Annotated in this window: 12 protein-coding genes and 2 pseudogenes; 6 read left to right on the top strand and 8 right to left on the bottom strand. The window is 72.2% G+C overall.

The window, feature by feature from the left end:
• Positions 1–64 precede the first annotated feature (64 nt).
• Positions 65–1,504: an amino acid permease gene (locus tag AC0ZLC_RS16445; RefSeq protein ID WP_476752698.1), complete on the top strand. Its 1,440-nt coding sequence runs from the start codon at positions 65–67 to the stop codon at positions 1,502–1,504.
• On the opposite strand, the pseudogene AC0ZLC_RS16440 reads toward AC0ZLC_RS16445, so the two are convergent.
• A pseudogene (locus AC0ZLC_RS16440) lies at positions 1,428–1,898 on the bottom strand (hypothetical protein); the annotation flags it as partial. The gene AC0ZLC_RS16445 and the pseudogene AC0ZLC_RS16440 sit on opposite strands and share 77 nt — an antisense overlap.
• A gap of 226 nt (positions 1,899–2,124) precedes the next feature.
• On the opposite strand from AC0ZLC_RS16440, the gene AC0ZLC_RS16435 reads away from it, so the two are divergent.
• From AC0ZLC_RS16435 to AC0ZLC_RS16425, 3 genes are all read left to right on the top strand, one after another.
• On the top strand, positions 2,125–2,673 hold the full coding sequence (locus AC0ZLC_RS16435; protein ID WP_476752697.1) for a sigma-70 family RNA polymerase sigma factor: 549 nt from the start codon (positions 2,125–2,127) through the stop codon (positions 2,671–2,673).
• Positions 2,674–2,809: 136 nt separating this feature from the next.
• Positions 2,810–3,325 carry a hypothetical protein gene (locus tag AC0ZLC_RS16430; protein WP_476752696.1) on the top strand — a complete coding sequence of 172 codons (516 nt, stop codon included), beginning with the start codon at positions 2,810–2,812 and terminating at the stop codon, positions 3,323–3,325.
• 157 nt (positions 3,326–3,482) lie between these two features.
• A complete protein-coding gene (locus AC0ZLC_RS16425) occupies positions 3,483–4,133 on the top strand; it encodes an anti-sigma factor family protein (RefSeq protein WP_476752695.1) in 651 nt (216 codons plus the stop codon).
• A 39-nt stretch (positions 4,134–4,172) separates the two neighbouring features.
• On the opposite strand, the gene AC0ZLC_RS16420 is transcribed toward AC0ZLC_RS16425, so the two are convergent.
• On the bottom strand, positions 4,173–5,033 hold the full coding sequence (locus AC0ZLC_RS16420) for an Fpg/Nei family DNA glycosylase (RefSeq protein WP_476752694.1): 861 nt from the start codon (positions 5,031–5,033) through the stop codon (positions 4,173–4,175).
• A 47-nt stretch (positions 5,034–5,080) separates the two neighbouring features.
• Positions 5,081–7,153 carry a SpoIIE family protein phosphatase gene (locus AC0ZLC_RS16415; protein ID WP_476752693.1) on the bottom strand — a complete coding sequence of 691 codons (2,073 nt, stop codon included), beginning with the start codon at positions 7,151–7,153 and terminating at the stop codon, positions 5,081–5,083.
• 205 nt (positions 7,154–7,358) lie between these two features.
• Here AC0ZLC_RS16415 and AC0ZLC_RS16410 point away from each other — a divergent pair, with 205 nt between their 5' ends.
• Positions 7,359–8,780, top strand: coding sequence for a lipase maturation factor family protein (locus AC0ZLC_RS16410; protein WP_476752692.1), 1,422 nt, complete (start codon positions 7,359–7,361; stop codon positions 8,778–8,780).
• Here the strand turns inward: AC0ZLC_RS16410 and AC0ZLC_RS16405 are convergent.
• From AC0ZLC_RS16405 to AC0ZLC_RS16390, 4 genes and pseudogenes are all read right to left on the bottom strand, one after another.
• Positions 8,768–9,607 (bottom strand): amidohydrolase family protein, encoded by an 840-nt coding sequence (locus tag AC0ZLC_RS16405; RefSeq protein ID WP_476752691.1) that lies wholly within the window; start codon positions 9,605–9,607, stop codon positions 8,768–8,770. The two genes, AC0ZLC_RS16410 and AC0ZLC_RS16405, sit on opposite strands and share 13 nt — an antisense overlap.
• 115 nt (positions 9,608–9,722) lie before the next feature.
• Entirely contained in the window at positions 9,723–10,715 is a 993-nt protein-coding gene (locus AC0ZLC_RS16400) for an aldo/keto reductase (protein WP_476752690.1), read from the bottom strand.
• Entirely contained in the window at positions 10,712–11,467 is a 756-nt protein-coding gene (locus AC0ZLC_RS16395; protein ID WP_476752888.1) for an SDR family NAD(P)-dependent oxidoreductase, read from the bottom strand. The genes AC0ZLC_RS16400 and AC0ZLC_RS16395 overlap by 4 nt, the downstream gene beginning before the upstream one ends.
• Positions 11,468–11,481: 14 nt before the next feature.
• A pseudogene (locus tag AC0ZLC_RS16390) lies at positions 11,482–12,836 on the bottom strand (L-fuconate dehydratase).
• A 222-nt stretch (positions 12,837–13,058) separates the two neighbouring features.
• On the opposite strand from AC0ZLC_RS16390, the gene AC0ZLC_RS16385 reads away from it, so the two are divergent.
• Positions 13,059–13,832, top strand: coding sequence for a FadR/GntR family transcriptional regulator (locus AC0ZLC_RS16385; RefSeq protein ID WP_476752689.1), 774 nt, complete (start codon positions 13,059–13,061; stop codon positions 13,830–13,832).
• Positions 13,833–14,146: 314 nt separating this feature from the next.
• On the opposite strand, the gene AC0ZLC_RS16380 is transcribed toward AC0ZLC_RS16385, so the two are convergent.
• Positions 14,147–17,164 carry an alpha-mannosidase gene (locus tag AC0ZLC_RS16380; RefSeq protein WP_476752688.1) on the bottom strand — a complete coding sequence of 1,006 codons (3,018 nt, stop codon included), beginning with the start codon at positions 17,162–17,164 and terminating at the stop codon, positions 14,147–14,149.
• Positions 17,165–17,181: the final 17 nt, after the last annotated feature.

Below are 17,181 nucleotides of genomic sequence, written 5' to 3'. Positions count from 1 at the left end.
CCGCCGCGGCAGGAGCATCATGATCCGCCGTCAGCCGATTGCCGTCCGCGACGAGGTGAGGCTCATGACCGGGCTCCGCATGGGTGAAGGCATTCTCCGCCGCAAACCCATCGAACTGATCGACGAGACGGAGGCCCGCGAGGGCACGGGCCTCGACCGTACGCTCGGCCTGTGGCAGCTGACCGCCATCGGGGTCGGCGGCATCATCGGCGCCGGCATCTTCACGCTGGCCGGCACCGTCGCCAACGGCACGGCCGGGCCCGCGGTCCTCGTCTCGTTCCTGATCGCCGGCATCGCGAGCGCGGCGGCCGCCCTGTCGTACGCGGAGTTCGCGGGCCTCATCCCGAAGGCGGGCTCCGCCTACACGTACGGCTACGCGGTGCTCGGCGAGTTCGCGGGCTGGTTCATCGGCTGGGATCTCCTCCTCGAGTACACGGCGATCGTCGCGGTGGTCGCGATCGGCATCTCCGGGTACTTCAGCTTCCTGGTCGAGGAGATGGGCGCCGACCTGCCGGACTGGATGCTGGGGGCGCCAGGCACCGGCGACGGTCACCGGGTCGACCTGTTCGCCGCGGTCCTGTGCCTCCTGATCGCGTATCTGCTGAACCTGGGCATCAGGAACGCCGCCCGGTTCGAGACGGTCGTCGTCGTCCTGAAGGTTCTGGTGGTGCTGCTCGTGATCGGCGTGGGCGTCTTCCACATCGACACCGGCAACTACGACCCGTTCTTCCCGTACGGGGTCGGCGGGGCGTTCACGGGGGCGGCGACCGTCTTCTTCGCGGTCTTCGGGTACGACGCCATGTCGACGGCTGCCGAGGAGTCGAAGGACGCCCAGCGTCACATGCCGAAGGCGATCCTCTACTCCCTCGGCATCTCCATGGTCCTGTACGTGGCCGCCTGTCTGGTCCTGACCGGCATGCAGAACTACCGGGACATCGACAAGGAGAGCGGCTTCTCCACGGCCTTCAAGTCGGTGGGCCTGAGCGGGCTCGCGGACGTGATCGCGGTCGGTGCGATCATCGGCATCCTCACCGTGATGTTCACGTTCATGCTCGGCGCCACCCGGGTCTGGTTCTCGATGAGCCGGGACGGGCTGCTGCCGAAGTGGTTCGCCAAGACGCACCCGACCCGGCACGTGCCGACGCGTGTGACGTGGATCGTCGGGTTCGCGTCGGCTGCCATCGCCGGGTTCCTGCCGATCGGCCAGGCGGCCGAACTGACCAACATCGGGATCCTGCTGGCGTTCGTCGTCGTGTGTGTCGCGGTGATCGTGCTGCGCTACCGGCAGCCGGATCTGCCGCGCACCTTCCGCACGCCGTGGATGCCGGTGGTCCCCGCGCTTGGCGTGGTCTTCTCCATCTGGCTGATCACGTTCCTGGAGTGGCGGACGTGGGTGCGGTTCGCCGTGTGGTTCCTGGTCGGCTGCGTCATCTACTTCGGGTACTCGTACCGGCGCTCCGAGCTCGCGAAGAGCCCCGTGCCGCCGTCCGCCACCGGCCCATGACGAGGCCGTCCTGGGCCGCGCCCCGGCTCAGGACGACGTCCCGGATCCGGTCGCGTACGGCGGCGTCCGCCCCTCGGTCCGTTGCCGCGCCGAGACCGGCCACGCGGCCGGAGCGGACGTCGAAACGCCGCGTCAGGAACTCGGCCCTCGTCACCTTCCAGCGGCTGCCCCGGCGTGCGGGCGGGGCGAAGGTGAAGCATCCGATTGTGCCGTGATCGCCGCGCGGGTCCGGGACGCCCTCGTGGTTGGACATCTCGCCGGCGATCTGATCACCCGTGCCGTGGACGACCCAGGTGCCGTTCACCTTCTCGTACGCCTGCGGGACGTGGGCGTGCGTCCCGAGGATCAGGTCGTTGTCGGGGCGGCCGCCGCGACGAGTACTGCCGCGAGACCGATACCGGCCAGTCGCGCGGTCCCAGCCCGACCGGCGCTCGAGGACGAGCCCGCCGGAGCGAGCAGTGACCCCAGCCCCGCGGCCGGCCCGGCCCCCTCGGGACGAAGGAGGACCCCCACCCCCGGTGGACCGTTCGTCGTACCGTTCACCGACCGCATCGACCGCCCACCGCACACCCGCGCCCCGCCCCTGTCCCCGCGGAGCGCCACCCGCTGGCATACAGGCCATGACGGCCGGAACCACCACCATCACCCGCGGCACGACCGCGGAACACGAACTGGCCGCGCTGCAGCGCGAGCACGGCCGACCGCTGTTCGCGCTGCTGCTGCGGCTCTCCGACGGAGACCGCCAGCGCGCCGAGGACCTGCTCCAGGAGACACTCGTCCGCGCCTGGCAGCACCCCGAGGCGCTGCGCGCGCACGACTTCACCTCCGTCCGCCCCTGGCTGCTCACCGTCGGACGGCGGCTCGCCATCGACGCGCGACGAGCCCGCCGGGCACGCCCGGACGAGGTCGGGGACGAGGTGCTGGAGAGCGCCCGGGTGTGCGCCGACCACGCCGAACGGTCCGCGGCCACGCTCGATGTGCGGGAGGCTGTGAAGACACTCACTCCCGAGCACCGTGAAGTCCTGGTGCAGGTGTACTTCCGGGGGGCGAGTGTGGCGGAGGCCGCTCAGGCGCTCGGGATCCCGCCCGGTACCGTGAAGTCCCGCGCGTACTACGCACTGCGCGCCCTGCGCCGGGTTCTTCCGGGATACGCGGCCGACCTGCGGTGAAACCGGGGGATCAGTCAAACCTCCGTAAAGCGCCTTGCTGAAACCCATGGTTGGGCCATGAGCTGTCCTCATCCGGATTTCCGGACCGGGACCCGGGGGCGGGCGACGCGCACGCACCGGAGGAGGGCAGGAAGGGATGCTGCACAGAGGTCAAGAGAGCACGGGCGGCACCGGAGGCGGTGAACTGGCCGTCCCCATGGCGTGGTTGTACGCCGAGTACATCGCCGACGAACTGCTGAGAACCGGCGATCTGATGCCGCCCACGTCCTTCGAGTTCCGCGCCGGCCGTGACGCCCTGGCGCTGACGATCTTCCTGTCCGACACCGGCGGCGAGCTCTCCGGCATCCGTGTCGTCTCGCAGCTGGAGACCTGGCTGTCGCTGACGGCGTACGACCAGCCGTGGCAGGACTGGGTGCGGGGGCGGATGGCGCGGGTCGCGAAGGAGTCGGCCGAGGCGGGCGGACCCGCGCCGGACCTGGAGCTGGCGGAGGCGGCCTGGCGCTGGCTGGAGGAGACCGAGCTGCTCGCGCCCGACCTGGACGCGGTGCCCGGCGGCGGTCCGGTCCCCGGCGAGGACGACGGGCCGAAGGTGTGGACTCCGGCCTGGCAGCTGGGGCTGCCCCTGGGGCACCTCGCGATCCATCTCTTCTGACGGCGGAAATTTTCCGGCTCCGACCAATCCGGGGGCCGCTCCGCTCCGAACATCTCGCCCCGTTTCCCCACCGGGCTTGAATGATTCGGCGGTCTGGTCCGTACCGATGGGCAACAGCAACACCACCCCACCCCGCCCCCCGGCACGAGGATTTGGTATGAGGTCCCTGGAACGCCATCGCGACGTCGGCGCCTACACGCTCGGCGTGCTGGACGAAGCGGATGCCTTCCGCTTCGAGGACCACCTCATGGGGTGTCCGAGCTGCACCGCCCACGTGAGCGAATTCCGGCCCGCGGCACGGCAGTTGATGCTGTACCGGCGGGCGACACCGCGCGCCGTGCATCCCTTCGCCGCTCCCGGGCCCCGGCTTCTTGACCGGCTGCTCGGCGAGGTGGCGTCGCGCCACCGGGCGGGACGCAGGCGCTGGCTGTTCGCCGTGGCCGCCACCGTGGTCCTCGCCGCGGGCGGGCCCGCCGTCGCGGTCGTTACGGCGCACGACTCCCCGCCCGACCGGGTCGCCGCGACCGACGCGCACAGTGGCGTGTGGGCGCAGGTCACATGGACGGACCGGGTCTGGGGCAGTGAGTTCGACGTGCGGGTCAAGGACGCCGGCGGTCCGCGCGCCTGCCGGCTCGTGGTGGTGGGCAAGGACGGCTCGGAGGAGACGGCGACGAGCTGGATGGTCCCCGGGCACGAGTCCCACGCGTCCGGCATGCACGGCGGCGCCGCGTTCAAGCCGGGGGAGATCAGCCGGTTCGAGGTGCGCACGAAGGACGGCGAGCGCCTGGTGACCCTCGACCCCCGCTGACCTGTGCCCCGCGGCCGGACGGACCGGACCGGCCGCCCCCTACTTGAGCAGCCGCGACAGTCTCCGGTCCGCGAGTGGCTTCCCGCCCGTCTGGCAGGTGGGGCAGTACTGCAGCGAGGAGTCGCTGAAGGACACCTCGCGGATGGTGTCCCCGCACACCGGGCAGGGCTCCCCGGTGCGGCCGTGCACCCGAAGGCCGCTCTTCTTCTCGGCCTTCAGCCGGCCCGCGGCCACCCCGCGGGACCGCTCGACGGCCTCGGTCAGCGTGCCGCGCAGCGCCTCGTACAGCCGGCTGGTCTCCTCGGGTGCCAGTGCGGACGCCAGCTTGAAGGGCGACATCTTCGCGGCGTGCAGGATCTCGTCGCTGTAGGCGTTGCCCACGCCCGCGATCAGGCTCTGGTCCCGCAGGGCGCCCTTCAGCTGCCGCCGCTCGCCTTCGAGCAGCCGCGTGAACCGTCCCTCGTCGAAGTCGGCGGCGAGCGGGTCCGGCCCGAGCCGGGCCACGCCGGGGATCTCAGCCGGGTCCCGTACCACGTACACGGCGAGGCGCTTCTGGGTGCCGGCCTCCGTCAGGTCGAAGCCCTCGCCCGTCCCCAGGGCCACGCGCAGGGCCAGCGGACCCTTGCCGGGGCGGGGCGGCCCGTCGGGCAGGCTGTCCTTCCAGTGCAGCCAGCCCGCGCGGGCCAGATGCGTCACGAGGTGCAGGCCGCCCGCCTCGATGTCCAGGAACTTGCCGTGCCGGCGCACCGCGGTGACCTCGCGGCCCTCCAGGGCGCCGAGCGGCGGGTCGTACGTCTTCAGGACGCTGATCGCGACGGGCAGGACACGGACGATCTCCCGGCCGACGAGATGGCCGTCCAGGAAGTCCTTGAGCGCTTCGACCTCGGGCAGTTCCGGCATAGGTCCAGGGTGCCACCCGGCACCGCCGGCGCCAGGGGAACCGTCCGTCAGTCCCGGTCCGGGACCGCGAACTCGCACCACAGGCACTTGCCGCCGCCCCGGGCCTCCACGCCCCATCCGTCGGTGAGCAGGTCGACCAGCAGCAGGCCGCGCCCCGAGACACCGGACTCGCCCGCCTCGCGGCGGCGCGGCAGCGCGCTGGAGGAGTCCTCGACCTCCACGCGCAGCCTGCGGCCGGGACCGGTCAGTGCGCGCAGGGTGACGACGGCGGCGCCCTCGGTGTGCATGAGGGCGTTGGTGATCAGCTCGTCGGCGACCAGTTCGATCTCGTCGGCGCGGTCGCCGGCGCCCCAGGCGCGGACCGCGGCGCGGATCATGTGCCGCGCTTCGGTGAGTGCCTCGGGGTCGCCGGGCGCGACGTGCTGCTGGAGCCGTCCGCCGGTCTGCCGGGTGGGGCCGCGGCGGCGCAGCAGGAGCAGGGCCACGTCGTCGTCGCCGGAGCGCTCCTCGGCCACCTCGATGAGGCGGTCGGCGAGGTCGCTGACGTCGTCGGGGCCCGAGCGGACGAGCTCGCGGAGGGTGCGCATGCCCTCGTCGAGGTCGATGCCGGGCTGCTCGACGAGTCCGTCGGTGAAGAGCAGCAGGGTCTGGCCGGGGTCGAGCTCGACGGTGTCGACCGGGTATTCGAGGCTGCCGAACTCCGCGGACAGACCGAGCGGCAGTCCCCCCTCGACGGGGAGCCGCCGGCAGGTGCCGTCGGTGTGCCGCACGATCGGATCGATGTGGCCGGCCCGGACCACCTGGACGACTCCGGTGGACAGGTCGGCCTCGGCGTACAGGCAGGTCGCGAAGCGGTCGGTGTCGAGTTCGTGAAGGAAGACGGAGGCGCGGGCCATCACGGTGGCGGGTGTGTGCCCCTCGGCCGCGTAGGCGCGCAGCACGATGCGCAGTTGGCCCATGACGGCGGCGGCGTGGGTGTCGTGGCCCTGGACGTCGCCGATGACGGCGCCGACGCGCCCGCCGGGCAGGGGGATCAGGTCGTACCAGTCGCCGCCGATGTCCCGGCCGAGGGCGGCGGAGCGGTAGCGGACGGCGAGGTCGGCGCCGGGCACGCTCGGGATCGAGCGCGGCAGCATGGCCTGCTGGAGGCCCTGGGCGAGGTCCTTCTCCTGCTCGAAGAACATGGCCCGCTGGAGGCTCTGGGCGATGCTGCTGCCGAGGGCGACCAGGACGTTGCGCTCCTCCGCCGTGAAGCCGCGCCGGTCGTTGTAGAGCAGCCCGATCGCGCCGATGGGTCTGGCCTGCACGATGAGCGGGAGGTAGGCGGCCGAGGTGATCTTCAGATCGGTGATGTTGGGCCAGAGCAGGGGGTAGGCCTCGGCGAACTCCTCGGGCGACTCGATGAAGTGCGGCACGAGGGTCCGGACGACTTCGTTCATCGGGTATCGCTCGTCGATGCGGGTGACCCGGGTGCCGGGCACGTAGCTGTCCTCGGGGCCCGCGGCGACGAGGCGGATCCGGCCGGCCTCCAGCAGGCCCATGACCAGGCTGGTGGCGCCCAGGTGGGTGACGCCCTGGGTGTCCTCGAGGACGTCGATGACGTCCGCGACGGTGCGGGCGTGCGCGAGCGCGGCCGTGGTGATCTGCACGACGTTCGTCTGCTGGCGCCGCGCCTCGTCCCCGGCGGCCTGCTCCCGGCGCTCGGCGCTCTCGCTCAGCTCCTGGGTGGCGTCGCGGACGATGCCGAGGATGCGGCGGGGGCGGCCGGTGCCGTCGCGGTGGATGTAGCCCTGGGTGTGGGTCCAGTGCAGGGAGCCGTCCCGGTGGCGGACGCGGAAGTAGACGCCGTAGTTGGCGCTGCCGTCCTTGAGTGCCTGGGAGACCATGGTGTCCAGGCCGTGGGCGTCGGCATGCGGTACCCGCGCACCCAGGGTCTGCGGGTGGCCGTCGTAATCGTCCGGGCTCATGTCGAACACGGCCAGTGCCTGGACGTCCATGTACATGACAGCCGTGTCCAGGTTCCAGTCGAAGCTGCCCATGCGGTTGAGCGCCATGATCGGATCCGGGCGGGCGGGCCAGTCGTCCGGGAGTGACAGGGCGCTCGCTCCCCGATCAACCATGCGCCCACCTTGCCAGGATCTGCCCGATTATTCGACTTGTGGGCGCTTTCGGGACGCGCTGTGGTGCGGCCCGGCACGCTGCCGGGGCCGGTTGCGGCGTACGGGTGACGGGTGAGGGTCCGACGGCCGGGACGCGGTGTCGGGGTGTCCGGCGGCGGGGACCCGTTCGGTGAGCGGCGGACCGGGCAGGAGTGAGGAGGCGGGCGTGGAGTGGTTCACGGCACCCGAGTACTGGGTGAGCCGGGTGGTCTTCCAGCGGGGGCTGGCGGCTGTGTACCTGGTCGCGTTCCTGACGGCGGCGCTGCAGTTCCGGGCGCTGCTCGGAGAGCGCGGCATGCTGCCCGTGCCCCGCTTCGTGGCCCGGGTGCCGTTCCGCAGGGCACCGAGCGTGTTCCAGCTGCACTACTCCGACCGGTTCTTCGCGGCCTGGTCCTGGGCGGGCTGCGCGGTGTCGGCGGCGCTGCTGGGGGGCCTCGACGCGCGGCTCCCCCTGTGGGGCGCGATGCTGCTGTGGCTCGTCCCGTGGGCGCTGTACCTGTCGATCGTCAACGTCGGTCAGACCTGGTACGGCTTCGGCTGGGAGTCCCTGCTCCTGGAGACCGGGTTCCTCGCGGTGTTCCTCGGCAACGACGAGGTGGCGCCGCCGGTCGTCGTCCTCTTCCTGCTGCGCTGGGTGCTGTTCCGGGTCGAGTTCGGGGCGGGGCTGATCAAGCTGCGCGGTGACGTGTGCTGGCGCAGGCTGACGTGCCTGGACCACCACCACGAGACGCAGCCGATGCCCGGTCCGCTGAGCTGGTTCTTCCACCACCTGCCGAAGCCGGTGCACCGCGTCGAGGCCGCCGCCAACCATTTCACCCAACTCGTGGTGCCTGTGCTGCTGTTCGCGCCGCAGCCGGTAGCCACGGTGGCCGCGGCGCTGATGATCGTCACCCAGCTGTGGCTGGTCCTGTCGGGCAACTTCTCCTGGCTGAACTGGGTCACGATCGTGCTGGCGCTGTCCGCGCTGGAACTCCCGGCCACCACACCGAAGACGCCCGCGGCACCGCTCTGGTACGAGGTCGTCGTCCTGACCGTCGCCGCACTGCTGCTGGGCCTGAGCTACCGTCCGGCACGCAACCTGGTGTCCCGGCGTCAGGTCATGAACCGCTCGTTCGACCCGCTGCACCTGGTCAACACGTACGGCGCCTTCGGCAGTGTCAGCCGCATCCGGTACGAGGTGGTGGTCGAGGGCACCGCGGACGAGGTGGGGCGCGCGGACTCGGACTGGCGGGAGTACGAGTTCCGGGGCAAGCCCGGTGATCCGCGGCGCTGGCCGCGCCAGTTCGCCCCGTACCATCTGCGGCTCGACTGGATGATGTGGTTCGCGGCCCTCTCCCCTGCGTACGCGGAGCCGTGGTTCGGCGCCCTGGTCGAGCGGCTGCTGGAGAACGACCGTGACACGCTGCGGCTCCTGCGCCGGTCACCGTTCCCCCTGGACGCCCCGCCGCGCTTCGTGCGGGCCCGGCTCTTCCACTACCGCTGCACGACCTGGCGCGAGCTGCGGGAGACGGGAGCGTGCTGGGAGCGGACCTATGTGCGGGACTTCCTGCCGCCGACGCGGCTGGCCCCGGGGTCTCAGAGGCGGTAGACGCGGGCCGCGGTGTTCGTGAATACGTCGGCGCGTTCACTCGCGCTCAGTCGCCTGGTCAACTCCTGTGCGCATCGCACGACTTGGGGGTAGCTCGCCGCCAGGGTGCACACCGGCCAGTCCGAGCCGAACATCAGGCGGCCGGGGCCGAAGGCGTCCAGAACCGTGTCGGCGTAGGGGCGCAGGTCGTCGGCCGTCCACCGCGCGGGGTCGGCCTCGGTGACCAGACCGGACAGTTTGCAGACCGTGTTGGGGAGGGCGGCGAGTGCCCGGACGCCGGACGCCCACGGCTCCAGCTCACCGGAGGCGACAGGCGGTTTGCCCGCGTGGTCCAGGACGAAGGTGAGTCCGGGCAGGGCGGCGGCCGCCCCGACGCAGGACGGGAGCTGGTCCGGCAGGACCACCAGGTCGTACACGAGCCCCGCCGCCGCGACGGCGGACAGTCCCCGCCGCACGTCCGGCCGCAGCAGCCAGGCGGGGTCGGGCTCCGACTGGACCTGATGGCGGACGCCCTTGAGGTGCCGGCCGCCGGGCAGTTCCGCCAGGCGCGCCAGTTCCCCGGCGACGTCGGGCCGCGTGAGGTCGGTCCACCCGACCACTCCCCCGACCAGGTCGCTCTCCAGCGCTAGCGCCAGGAACTCGGGGGTCTCCTCGGGCACGGTGACCGTCTGGACGAGCACCGTGCGCTCGACACCCGCCGCCCGGGCCTGTGGCGCGAGGTCCGCGACCGTGAAGTCCCGCCGCAGGGGCCGCAGCTGCGGCCCGGTGATCCAGTCCTGGTCGCGGACGGTGAGGTCCCACACGTGGTGGTGTGCGTCGACGGTCACGGCAGCTTGCCCAGCACGGGCGGGCCCGCACCGGCACCCTCGCCGCAGTCATCGCGGTGAGCGGTCTCGCAGGCGGCGACGCGGTCCGCGCGGACCCTAGTGTGCGATGCGACTCTCACGACGGCTGCTCTCCCGGTACGGGTACGGGGGCGTCCTCGGGCAGCAGGCGGGCGTCGCGCAGTTCCTGCCAGAAGCCGGCCGGCACCGGTGTCGTGAACTGCGCCGCGCAGTCCCGGACTTCGGGGGACGAGCGGGCGCCGACCAGGACGCTCGCCACCGCCGGGTGCGCGGCGGAGAAGGCCAGGGCGGCGGCGCGCAGCGTGGTGCCGTGCCGCTCGGCGAGCGTCTTAAGGCGCAGGGCCCGGTCCAGCAACTCGGGTGGTGCGGCCGCGTAGTCGTACGTCGCGCCCGGTCTCGGGTCGGCCAGCAGGCCGGAGTTGAAGGCACCGCCCACGACGACGGAGGCGCCGCGGTCCAGGACGGCGGGCAGCAGATCGGTCAGTGCCCGGTGGTCCAGCAGGGTGTAGCGGCCCGCGCACAGGACGACGTCGACGTCCGTCTCGCGCAGGAAGCGGGTGAGCATCGCGGTCTGGTTCATCCCGGCGCCGATCGCACCCACCACACCTTCCGAGCGCAGCTTCTCCAGGGCGGGGTAGCCCTCGCGGAACGCCTGCTCGGCGTGGTCGTCGGGGTCGTGGAGGTAGACGACGTCCACGTGGTCGACGCCGAGGCGGGTCAGGCTCGCGTCCAGGCCGCGCCGTACACCGTCCGCGCTGAAGTCCCAGACGCGGCGGTGGGTCGCGGGCACGGCGAAGCCGTTGGCGAGGTCGTCACCGCCCGCGTCATGGGGCTCCAGGCGGCGGCCGACCTTGGTGGAGAGGGTGTAGCCGGCGCGGGGCCTGTCGCGCAGGGCCGCCCCGAGGCGGCGTTCGGAGAGACCGAGACCGTAGTGGGGCGCGGTGTCGAAGTAGCGGATGCCCGCGGCCCAGGCCGCGTCCACGGCCTCACGCGCCTGCTCCTCACCGACCGCGGTGTACAGGTTGCCGATGCCCGCGGCGCCGAAGCCGAGGTCACCGACCTCCACACGGCTGCTCCCGAGCCTGCTCACCGGGCCGCCGGGCGCAGGCGCAGTCCCTGCATGCCGCCGTCCACGGCGAGGGCGGTGCCGGTGGTGGCGCCGGAGAGCGGGCTCGCCAGGTACGCGACGGCGCCGGCGACCTCGGGCGCCGAGACGAGGCGTCCGGTGGGCTGACGCGCTTCGAGCGCGGCCCGTTCGGCGCCGGGGTCGGGGGCCGCGTCGAGCAGGCGTCCCACCCAGGGAGTGTCGACGGTGCCGGGGTTGACGCAGTTGACGCGGATGCCCTCCCGGACGTGGTCGGCGGCCATCGCGAGGGTGAGGGAGAGGACCGCGCCCTTGGAGGCGGAGTAGAGGGCGCGCTGGGGCAGGCCGGCGGTGGCGGCGACGGAGCAGGTGTTCACGACGGCCGCGTGCGCGGACTCCCGCAGGGCGGGCAGCGAGGCGCGGGTCGTGCGCACGATGCCGAGGACGTTGACGTCCAGGACCCGGTGCCACTGCTCGTCGTCGTTGTCCTCGACGGTGCCCTGGGCGCCGATGCCCGCGTTGTTGACCAGGACGTCCAGGCCGCCGAGGTCCGCGACCGCAGCGGCCACGGCGTCCCGGACGGACGCGTCGTCGGCGACGTCGGCCCGGTACGCGAGCAGGGGCTCCTCCACACCGCTCGGATCGAGGTCGAGCACGGCGACCCGGGCGCCGCGGGCGGCGAGGAGGCCGGCGGTGGCGCGGCCGATGCCGGAGGCGCCGCCCGTCACGAGCGCCCTCAGTCCCGCGAAGTCGTCCATTCCCTGAATGTTCGTCATGCCGTCTCGTCCTCCGGGCCGGTGAGTGAGTGCTGCGCGAGGTCGGCTGCCCAGAAGGTACCGCCGGGGAAGGTGAACTCCGCGACGGACTCGGGCCGCATGGTCGCCGAGAAGCCGGGCGCGGTGGGTGCGGTGTAGTGGCCGTCGCGGATCACCACGGGGTCCACGAAGTGGTCGTGCAGATGGTCGACGTACTCGATGACCCGGTCGTCGGTGGTGCCGGCGAGTGCCACGAAGTCGAACATCGAGAGGTGCTGGACGAGTTCGCACAGCCCGACACCGCCGGCGTGCGGGCAGACGGGCACGCCGAACTTGGCGGCGAGCAGCAGGATCGCGAGGTTCTCGTTGACGCCGCCGACCCGCGCCGCGTCGAGCTGGAGGATGTCGACGGCGCCTGCCTGGAGCAGCTGCTTGAAGACGATGCGGTTCTGCACGTGCTCACCGGTGGCGACCTTCACCGGTGCGACGGCCCGGCGGACGGCCGCGTGTCCGAGGATGTCGTCGGGGCTGGTCGGCTCCTCGATCCAGTAGGGCGCGAACTCGGCGAGAGCGCCGACCCAGGTGATCGCCTCGTCGACGTCCCAGCGCTGGTTGGCGTCGATGGCGACGCGGATGCCGGGTCCGACCACGGAACGGGCGACACGGCAGCGGCGCAGGTCGTCCGCCAGGTCCGCGCCGACCTTCAGCTTGATCTGGGTGAAGCCGTCGGCGACCGCCTGAGCGGCGAGGCGGGTGAGCTTCTCGTCGCTGTAGCCGAGCCAGCCGGGCGAGGTCGTGTAGGCGGGGAAACCCTGCTCGCGCAGGGCCACCACGCGTTCGGCGGCCCCTGCCGGCCGTGGCGCAGCAGCTCCAGCGCCTCGTCGGGGGTGAGGGCGTCCGTGAGGTAGCGGAAGTCGACCTGCCGCACCAGCCATTCCGGTTCGGCGTCCGCGAGCAGCTGCCACAGCGGCTTTCCCGCACGTTTGGCGGCCAGGTCCCACGCGGCGTTGACGACGGCGCCGATCGCCATGTGCATCACGCCCTTCTCGGGCCCGAGCCAGCGCAGCGGGCTGTCGCCGATCAGATCCCGGCTCAGGGAGCCGGGGTCGGCGCACAGCTCGTCGACGGACCGTCCGGTCACGTGCGCCCGTAGCGCTTCGATCGCGGCGACCTGGACCTCGTTGCCCCGCCCGATGGTGAAGGCGAAGCCGTGGCCCTCGATGGCGTCGGCCGCGTCGGTGCGCAGCACGACGTACGCCGCCGAGTAGTCGGGGTCCGGGTTCATCGCGTCGGACCCGTCGAGCTCGCGCGAGGTGGGGAAGCGGATGTCGTAGGTGTCGACCGCGGTGACGCGGGCGGCGGTCGGGGACATTGGAGGCCTTCCGGTCCGGGGCTCGGGTTGGGCGCGAACGCAGGCCGGGGGTCGGTCTCCCGGGCCCGGCCAGGGAAGCCGCCTTGCCAACCGGACGAATATTTATCAGACCACTTGAGGCCCACACCACCCTCTGGAGTCAAGTCGTCCCGGTTTCCGACGGCAGTGGTCCGACCACCTGGCTGGTTACACTGCGCGCACCCAGCAACAGGAGGAAGCGGCGTGGACGAGAGCGAGCCCCAGGAGACGGAGGCCGCCCCGCCGAAGGGCACGGTGACGCAGCGCGCCATCGAGCGGATCAAGGCGATGATCGGCGAGGGCCGCCTGGAACCCGGGCAGCGGCTGCCGACCGAGCGGGATCTCGCGGCCCGGCTCGGCATGTCCCGCAGCTCGATGCGCGAGGCCATCCGTGCGCTCACGGTCCTCGGGGTGCTGGAGGCCCGGCACGGATCGGGCATCTACGTCACGCAGTTGCAGGCCGGGGACCTCCTGGAGACCTTCGGGATCGTGGCCGACCTCTCCCGGGGACCGCGACTCGTCGAACTGCTCGAGGTGCGCCGGATCCTCGAATCGACTGCGACCGCGCTGGCCGCCGCGCGGATCACCCCCGACCAGCTAGCCGAGGTCGGGGAACACCTGCTGGCCATGAACGCGACGGACGACCCCGAGGAGATCCTCGCGCACGACCTGTCCTTCCACCGCGCCGTCGTGGCGGCGGCAGGCAACGAGACGATGGCCGCGATCCTGGAGGGACTCTCCTCCCGCACCTTCCGCATGCGGGTGTGGCGCGGCTACCAGGAACAGGGCGCCTTCGAACGCACCCGCCGCGAGCACGCGGCGATCCACCGCGCCCTGCTCGCCCACGACCCGGAAGCGGCCCGAGCGGCAGCGGCGGCCCACGTGGGCGAGGTGGAGCAATGGCTGCGGACGCAGCTGGAACCGCAGACGGAGCGGCATCGAGCGCCGACCGATAATTTCAAGCCCTCCGGCACTTGAGGAGCGGGGCCCGAGTCGGGACCGCTCCCCCAGCCCCTCCGGCGCTTGAGGAGCGGGGCCCGGGGCAGAGCCCCGAGTCGGGACCAATCCCCCAGCCCCTCCGGCGCTTGAGGAGCGGGGCCCCGGGCAGAGCCCCGAGTCGGGACCAATCCCCCAGCCCCTCCGGCGCTTGAGGAGCGGGGCCCGAGGCGGAGCCCCGAGTCGGGACGGGAAGGGGGAAGGCGCGAGCCCCACCGGGACCGGCGCAGGGAACCCCCGGGGACGGGTCAGGAAAGCGGGCCGGGGAAACCCCGGCCAGCCACGGCAGGGACCCGTCACCCCCGCCCGAACCGAAGCGTCACCAACTCGAACGGCCGCAACGCCACCCGCAGCCGCGCCCCGTCCCGCTCAGGCGCCCCCGCCCCGGCAAGCGGCCGCTCCAGCAGATCCGTCACCACGACCTCCTCGAACGCGAAACCCGGCGTGAGCGTCGCCCGCGACCGCCCGCCCCGCGACTCGTGGAACCGCACGATCACGTCCCCGCTGCCGTCGTCGGCGAGCTTGACCGCCGTCACCACGACCGCGTCCTGCTCGACGGTCACCAGCGGCGCGACCTCCTGGGAGCCGGTCACCCGGCGCTCGGGCAGGTTGATCCGCCACCCCTCGCGCACCGCGTCGCCGACCGCCGCGCCCGGCACCAGCGCGTGCCGGAACCGGTGCACACCCTGGTCGGTCTCGGGGTCGGGAAAGCGCGGGGCGCGCAGCAGCGAGACCCGCACCGTGGTGGTCGTACCGGAGTCGCTGTCGCGCACGGTACGGGTCACGTCGTGGCCGTACGTCGAGTCGTTCACGACCGCCACGCCCCACCCGGGCTCCTCGACGTGCACGAAGCGGTGGTTGCACGCCTCGAACTTGGCGGCCTCCCAGCTGGTGTTGGTGTGCGTCGGCCGGTGGACGTGCCCGAACTGGGTCTCGGACGCGTACCGTTCGGCGTGCACGTCGAGCGGGAAGGCCAGCTTCAGGAACTTCTCGGTCTCGTGCCAGTCGACCTCGGTGTCGATGCCGAGGCGCTGCTCGCCGGGCGCCAGCGACAGCACCTGGGTGACCCGCGACGCCCCGAAGGTGCGGACGACCCGTACCGAGACACCGTCCTCCCCCGGCGCGACCTCGTCGGCGTCGACCAGGTCGGTGACCGTGTTCCGGTAGAACTCGTCGACGTCCCAGGCGTCCCACATGTTCGGGAAGTCGGGGTGGATCTGCAGCAGGTTGGCCGCCTGTCCAGGGGCCACCGTCTCCCGGTCGGCGGACAGGTCGTAGGCGGAGACGACCAGCCCCCGCGCGTCGATCCCGACCCGCATCATCCCGTTGTCCAGGACGTAGCCGCCGTCCGGGCGGGGTTCGAGGGCGGTCTCGCCCAGGACGGCCGGGGTCCGGGCGCCGCCCGCCGGGACCCCGTCGCGGCTGTGCGGCGCCGAGTTGAAGACCAGCGGGGCCGAACCCTCGCCGGCCAGCGCACGCTGCGCCGAGTCGATGACGGCGTTCAGCTCCTCGGCGACCCGCTCGTACGTCCTGCGTGCCTCCCGGTGCACCCAGGCGATGGACGAGCCGGGCAGGATGTCGTGGAACTGGTGGAGCAGGACCGTCTTCCAGATGCGGTCCAACTCCTCGTAGGGGTAGATGAATCCGGTGCGTACGGCCGCGGTCGCCGCCCAGAGTTCGGCCTCGCGCAGGAGGTGCTCGCTGCGGCGGTTGCCCTGCTTGGTCCTCGCCTGGCTGGTGAGCGTGGCGCGATGCAGTTCCAGGTACAGCTCGCCCACCCATACGGGCGCGTTCGGGTACTCGGCCTCCGCCTTCTTGAAGAACTCCTCGGGAGCTTCCCAGACGACGGTCGCGGAGCCCTCCAGGTCGCGCAGCCGGGCCGCTTTGGCGACCATCTCGCGTGTCGTGCCGCCGCCGCCGTCACCCCAGCCGGTGGGTGCCAGGGAGTGCCGGGCGACCCCCTTGTCCTTGAAGTTGCTCGCGGCGTGCGCGATCTCGCTGCCCCTCATGGAGCAGTTGTAGGTGTCGACGGGCGGGAAGTGGGTGAAGATCCGGGTGCCGTCGATGCCCTCCCACTGGAAGGTGTGGTGGGGGAACCTGTTGGTCTGCGACCACGAGATCTTCTGGGTGAGCAGCCATTTGGAGCCCGCCGCCTTGATGATCTGCGGGAGGCCCGCGGCGAAGCCGAAGGTGTCGGGCAGCCAGGCCTCCTCGTTCTCGATGCCGAACTCGTCCAGGAAGAACCGCTTGCCGTGCACGAACTGACGGGCCATCGCCTCCGAGCCGGGCATGTTCGTGTCGGACTCGACCCACATGCCGCCGGCGGGTACGAACCGCCCGTCCGTGACGGCCTTCTTCACGCGCGCCCACACCTCGGGCCGGTGCTCCTTGACCCACGCCCACTGCTGGGCCTGGGACATGGTGAAGACGAAGTCGGGCTCGTCCTCCAGCAGAGCGGTCATGTTGGCGGTCGTGCGGGCCACCTTGCGGACGGTCTCGCGCAGCGGCCACAGCCACGCCGAGTCGATGTGCGCGTGCCCGACGGCGCTGACGCGGTGCGCGGAGGGCACGGCGGGCGCGGCGAGTACTCCTTCGAGCCGGGAGCGTGCGGCGGCGGCCGTGCCGTTCACGTCCTGGAGGTCGACCGCGTCCAGGGCGCGTTCCACCGCGCGCAGCAGATCCCAGCGCCGCGCGGACTCCACGGGCAGCTCGGCCATCAGCTCGCCGAGCACTTCCAGGTCGATGACCAGCTGCCACACCGTCTCGTCGAAGACGGCCAGATCCATGCGGGTGAGGGTGTACTGCGGTTCGCTGCCCGCCGTCTCCTTGTCGCCGAGCCGGGTCGGCACGAAGGGGTGGTAGTCGAGGATGACCGGGTTGGAGGCGGCCTCGATGTGCAGCCGGACCTCCTCGCCGCCCTCGGCGGGCGCGCCGATCCGCACCCACTGGTTGCGGGGGTTGAGTCCCTTCACGGGGGTGCCGTCGGGCCGGTAGACGAGGCCCTCGCACTGGAAGCCGGGCATGTTCTCGTCGAAGCCGAGGTCGAGGATCGCCTCGACGGTCCGTCCCGCCCACTCCTTCGGGACGGTTCCGGTGACCTGGAACCAGCTGGTGCCCCACGGAGCACCCCAGCGCGCGCCGACCTCGACCGGTGTCGCGTCGGCCGCCAGTCCTTCGGCGACCGGCACGGGCTCGCCGGGCGCGTTCCACACCGCCACGTCCAGCGGTACGGACCGGGGATACACGGCGGGGCGGATGCGCTCGTCGAGGACGCGCTTGAGGCGGGCTTCGACCAGGGTGCGGTCGTCATGCATGGAGTGCTCCGTGGGTG

It is taken from the genome of Streptomyces sp. GLSS-08, from assembly GCF_056387915.1.
The sequence above is the reverse complement of the archived record's forward strand: the minus strand, read 5'-3'. Positions and strand labels throughout refer to the sequence as shown.

Excerpts from the sequence above, each read along its gene's own strand:
- AC0ZLC_RS16425 (WP_476752695.1), top strand. The coding sequence starts at position 3,483 with ATGAGGTCCCTGGAACGCCATCGCGACGTCGGCGCCTACACGCTCGGC.
- AC0ZLC_RS16445 (WP_476752698.1), top strand. The coding sequence starts at position 65 with ATGACCGGGCTCCGCATGGGTGAAGGCATTCTCCGCCGCAAACCCATC.
- AC0ZLC_RS16395 (WP_476752888.1), bottom strand. The coding sequence starts at position 11,467 with ATGGACGACTTCGCGGGACTGAGGGCGCTCGTGACGGGCGGCGCCTCC.
- AC0ZLC_RS16380 (WP_476752688.1), bottom strand. The coding sequence starts at position 17,164 with ATGCATGACGACCGCACCCTGGTCGAAGCCCGCCTCAAGCGCGTCCTC.
- AC0ZLC_RS16415 (WP_476752693.1), bottom strand. The coding sequence starts at position 7,153 with ATGGTTGATCGGGGAGCGAGCGCCCTGTCACTCCCGGACGACTGGCCC.
- AC0ZLC_RS16430 (WP_476752696.1), top strand. The coding sequence starts at position 2,810 with ATGCTGCACAGAGGTCAAGAGAGCACGGGCGGCACCGGAGGCGGTGAA.
- AC0ZLC_RS16435 (WP_476752697.1), top strand. The coding sequence starts at position 2,125 with ATGACGGCCGGAACCACCACCATCACCCGCGGCACGACCGCGGAACAC.
- AC0ZLC_RS16420 (WP_476752694.1), bottom strand. The coding sequence starts at position 5,033 with ATGCCGGAACTGCCCGAGGTCGAAGCGCTCAAGGACTTCCTGGACGGC.